The 4,520-nt window shown below is 46.5% G+C and carries 1 protein-coding gene; it reads left to right on the top strand.

What is annotated here, in order from left to right; genetic code table 11:
• Positions 1-20: 20 nt before the first annotated feature.
• A complete protein-coding gene (locus IQ264_RS31670) occupies positions 21-4,190 on the top strand; it encodes a filamentous hemagglutinin N-terminal domain-containing protein (protein WP_228061962.1) in 4,170 nt (1,389 codons plus the stop codon).
• The last annotated feature ends 330 nt before the right edge of the window (positions 4,191-4,520 follow it).

Below are 4,520 nucleotides of genomic sequence, written 5' to 3'. Positions count from 1 at the left end.
GAACTAGGGCGGGTGGGAATTTGTTTCACAGTTTTGGCGAGTTTTCGGTTCCTACTGGGGGTGAAGCATTTTTCAACAACGCCCTGGATGTGCAAAATATCTTCAGTCGGGTAACGGGTAGGTCGATTTCTAATATCGATGGGTTGATTCGAGCAAATGGAACGGCTAATTTATTTTTGATTAATCCTAATGGAATTATTTTTGGGCCGAATGCACAGTTAAATATTGGTGGTTCGTTTGTAGCAAGTACTGCTAGCGGGATTCGGTTTGCCGATGGGACTCAGTTTAATACAACCCCAAACCAACCTACATCTTTACTGACAATTAGCGTTCCGATCGGCTTACAATACGGAGCTAATCCCGGAAACATTACTGTACAGGGGCAAGGGCTGCCCGTACCTACACCTGTAGAAGGAGAAACAGCAGCCCAACAAGCTGCTAGGGAAATTCAACTACAACAACAATGGCTCAATAGCCCCGTAGGTTTAGGAGTACAGCCGGGAAGAACCCTTGCCTTGATAGGTGGCAATGTAGCTCTAGAAGGCGGCATATTGAAAGCCCCCTCTGGACGGATTGAACTAGGCAGCGTTGCTGATGCTGGTGTAGTGAGTCTGAACCCTACTGAGAAAGGTTGGGCATTAGGATATCCAAACATTCCCGCTTTTGGCAATATTCAGCTTTCTCAGTTGGCGACAGTTATTGCTAGCGGAGAAGGAGGCGGCGATATTCAAGTCCAGGGGGGACGAGTAGCCCTGAGTGGTGAGTCAAGAATCATTGCAGATACATTGGGCAATCAAAATGGGGGTACGGTATCGGTTCAAACTCGTCAGTTAAGCCTAACAGAGGGATCTGCGATCGCAAATGATACTGTAAGCCAAGGTACAGGGGGAAATCTTCTCATAAATACTTCCGAGTTTGTCGAACTAATCGGTATTTCATCGAATAACTCAGCCAGTCGTTTGCAAACTATCACTTTTAGCAGTGGCGACGCTGGAGACTTGAGACTGACAACTCGACAATTAATTGTGCGGGATGGCGCAGGAATTACCACCTCTACACTGGCTCAAGGAGCAGCAGGCAACTTAAACATTAACGCTTCCGAATCAGTAACAGTGGGTGCCAGATTGGTTAATGATCGGCGCGTGGGTGGTTTATTCTCTGAAAGTTTAGGCTCTGGAGCAGGTGGAAACTTAGTCATTACAACAGGACGGTTAATTGTTCAAGATGGAGCGCCTGTGACAGCAAGTACTCTTGGTTTCGGAGCAGGAGGGAGCATAAATATCAATGCTGCTGAATCTATAGAAGTCTTTGGAACATTAGCTAATGGTCAGTTTGTAAGTAACTTGGCAACAGACACTTCTGGTGAAAAAGATGCCGGAAACTTAACCATTCAAACTAGGCAGTTAATGGTCAAAGATGGAGCATTGATCTCAACAGGTACGTATGGCGCTGGAAACGCAGGCAACCTACTGATAAATGCGACAAATTCCGTGGAAATTGTAAGAACAAGACCAAACGGAACACCATCCCAAATCTCATCTGCGATCCAAGATGGAGATAACCCGAACCGTTCTAGTGGTAACTTAACGATTGAGACGGGTACATTGAGCATTCGTGATGGAGCTAGGCTTTCTACAGAAACTTTTGCGCCTGGAAATGCCGGAAATATTCAAATCCGGGCGAGAAATTTAGTGGAAATCACGGGAGAAGGGCCAACTACACCTAATTTCCCTGATAGAGGTTTGAATAGCACCCTTTCTTCGAGCGTTTTAGGTAGAGTCGGTAATGGCGGCAACATAGAGATCGAGACAGGAAGGTTGAGTCTCCAGGATGGTGGCGCAGTTTTGGCAAGTGTTGCTGTCTCTGGTCGAGGCAATGGCGGAAATATTCAGGTAAAAGCCACAGAAAGAGTTGATGTAGTTGGAACTACAAAGGTTGGTATTGGTAGTAGGCTAGAGACAAGCTTATCTTCAAGTTCGACAGGCAAAGCTGGAAATATCAATATAGATACGCAGGTATTGAGTATCCGCAATGGTGGCAGTGTCTCAACCACAACTTCTGGTCAAGGAGATGCGGGAAATCTGCAAATCCGAGCTAAAGATTTAGTGGAAGTTGTAGGGGAAGGAGTAGACGTTCCCCAGCAACCGGAGCTTGGGGAAAATGTGAAACTTGGGGGAAATCAGAGTACTCTTAGTAGCAATTCCGAGGAAGGTGTTGGTAATGGAGGGAATCTCACCATTGAGACTGGAACGTTAAGCATCAGGGATGGGGGTCGAGTCGATGCCGAATTAGATGGTTTAGGTAAAGGCGGCGATATTGAGGTACGGGCAAGCGAAAGAGTGGAAATCGTCGGAGCTACTAGACCAAGGATATTTAACGGTGAAGTAATTAGGGTTTCTAGTACTCTGTCTACAGCGGTAGGAGCGACAGAGATAGGTCAGGATGGAACTATCAATCAAGGTGGGAATATTAATATCCATACCCCAGTATTGAGCTTGCTTGATGGCGGTATAGTGTCTTCTGGTTTATTTGGTAAGGGAAATGCAGGTAATATTCAAATCAGGGCCGATAACCGAGTAGAAATTGCTGGTGTTGCTCAAGATGGTAATAGCAGTAGCCTTACGACCAGCGTTTTGAGGAATAGTGAAGGAAAAGGTGGAAATATAAATATTGATACCCAAGTGTTAAGCATCCGTGACGGTGGCTCTGTGTTTGCTGGTACAAATGGTGTAGGTAATTCTGGCAATATCCAGATTCACGCAACTGCTACGGTAGAGGCGATCGGAGGTTCAAATGGCATAACTGGATTAACTACTTTGGTTGCTGGTGATGCAAAAGGCGAAGGTGGCAGTATCACTGTCGAAACAGGGCGCTTGCGTCTTCAAGAAGGTTACATCTCTGCTAGTACTGAGGGAGACGGAAATGCTGGCAGCATTAGTCTCAAAGCATCTGATGCGGTGGAATTAAGCAGTAACAGCATTATTGATGCTGCTACTTTTTCTGACATCGGACGTGGAGGGAGAATTACCATTGAGACTGGGCGATTGCAGCAAACAGGCAACTCTGATATTGCAGCAATTACGAATAGCGAACAGCCCGGTGGCACTATTACAGTTCGTGCTAGAGAGTCGGTGACATTGAGGGACGGCAGTGCTTTATTAGTTTTCACGAGAGAAGCAGGTAATGCAGGCAATTTGACGGTGATAGCTCAGGAAGTGGACATTGCCGGAAAACAAACAACCACCGACGGGGATTCTGCCAGTGGAATGTTCGCATCAAGCCTGGGACAAGGGGATGCTGGTTCTGTGACAATTGAAACTGGGCGGTTGAGAGTTCGAGATGGGGGAACAATATCTGTTAGTAGTACGAAGTCAGGGAATGCAGGCAACTTAAATGTGATTGCTGATTTTGTAGAACTGAATAATGGTTTCCTTGGTGCCAGAACCGCAGCAGGAAATCAGGGCAATATTAATCTACGCTCGTCATCCCTGATATTACGCCGCAATAGCACCATCAACACCAACGCGACTGGTACTGCAACTGGCGGCAACATCAATATCAACACCGATATCCTCGCTGCCCTGGAAAATAGCGACATCAGTGCTAATTCTCTTGATGCTCAAGGTGGTAGGGTAACAATTAACGCTCAAGCCATCTTTGGCGCACAACCACGCACCAGGGAAGAACTCACTCGCTTACTCGGCACCGATGTCCCAGCATTACTCGATCCTTCTCGCTTGCCTAGTAGCGACATAACTGCCACTGGTAAAGATGCTTCATTAAGTGGCATCGTAGCGGTTAATACCCCAGAAGTTAACCCCAATTCTGGTTTAGCGAACTTGCCAGCAAACCCAGTTGATGCTACCGCGCTAGTTGCCTCTACCTGTCGCCCTCGCGGTGAACACCCCGGCGAATTCATCTTTACTGGCAGAGGCGGTTTGCCACCTAACCCCAATGAACTAATTAGAAATGAAGCAACTTGGATGGATTTAAGAGAGATAGCTTTGGCGGAAGACAGGGGAGCAGAGGAGCAGAGGGGTAGGGGGGCAGGGGAGAATCGGGAATTAACCTCTATTGTCGAAGCTCAAGGATGGATGAGAAATTCTCAAGGACAAGTGGTTCTTGTCGCAGATACGGCAACGGCAACACCCCAGAATTCTACTTTTACACCTGAATATTGCCATGAGTAATCAACAATCTGGGAAAAAAGCGGCATTTAACAAAAAATGGCTAACTCGCATCTCACTGGCACTTTTAGCCGCCTTTTTCAGTGCAGGAGTTTCCCTTGCCTCTTCCGAAATTGGCAAACAACCCCACCCCCAACCCCTCCCTGTCGAACGGGGAGGGGAGATAGGAGGGGTCTTCCGGCATCATGGGGTAAAATGTAGTGTTAACTACATTTTACCCGAAAAGGACGATGGATTTTCATCTAGATACCTTATTAAACTTACCAAACGTTACAGTTTTCACTGCTTATGAAAAAGAAGGATTCTTCATTTTAAAATTAGAGTTGTTAAACG

Source organism: [Phormidium] sp. LEGE 05292, assembly GCF_015207735.1.
Lineage (GTDB): Bacteria > Cyanobacteriota > Cyanobacteriia > Cyanobacteriales > Aerosakkonemataceae > Floridanema.
Note: the sequence above shows the minus strand (reverse complement) of the source record. Positions and strands in the feature narration are given on the sequence as shown.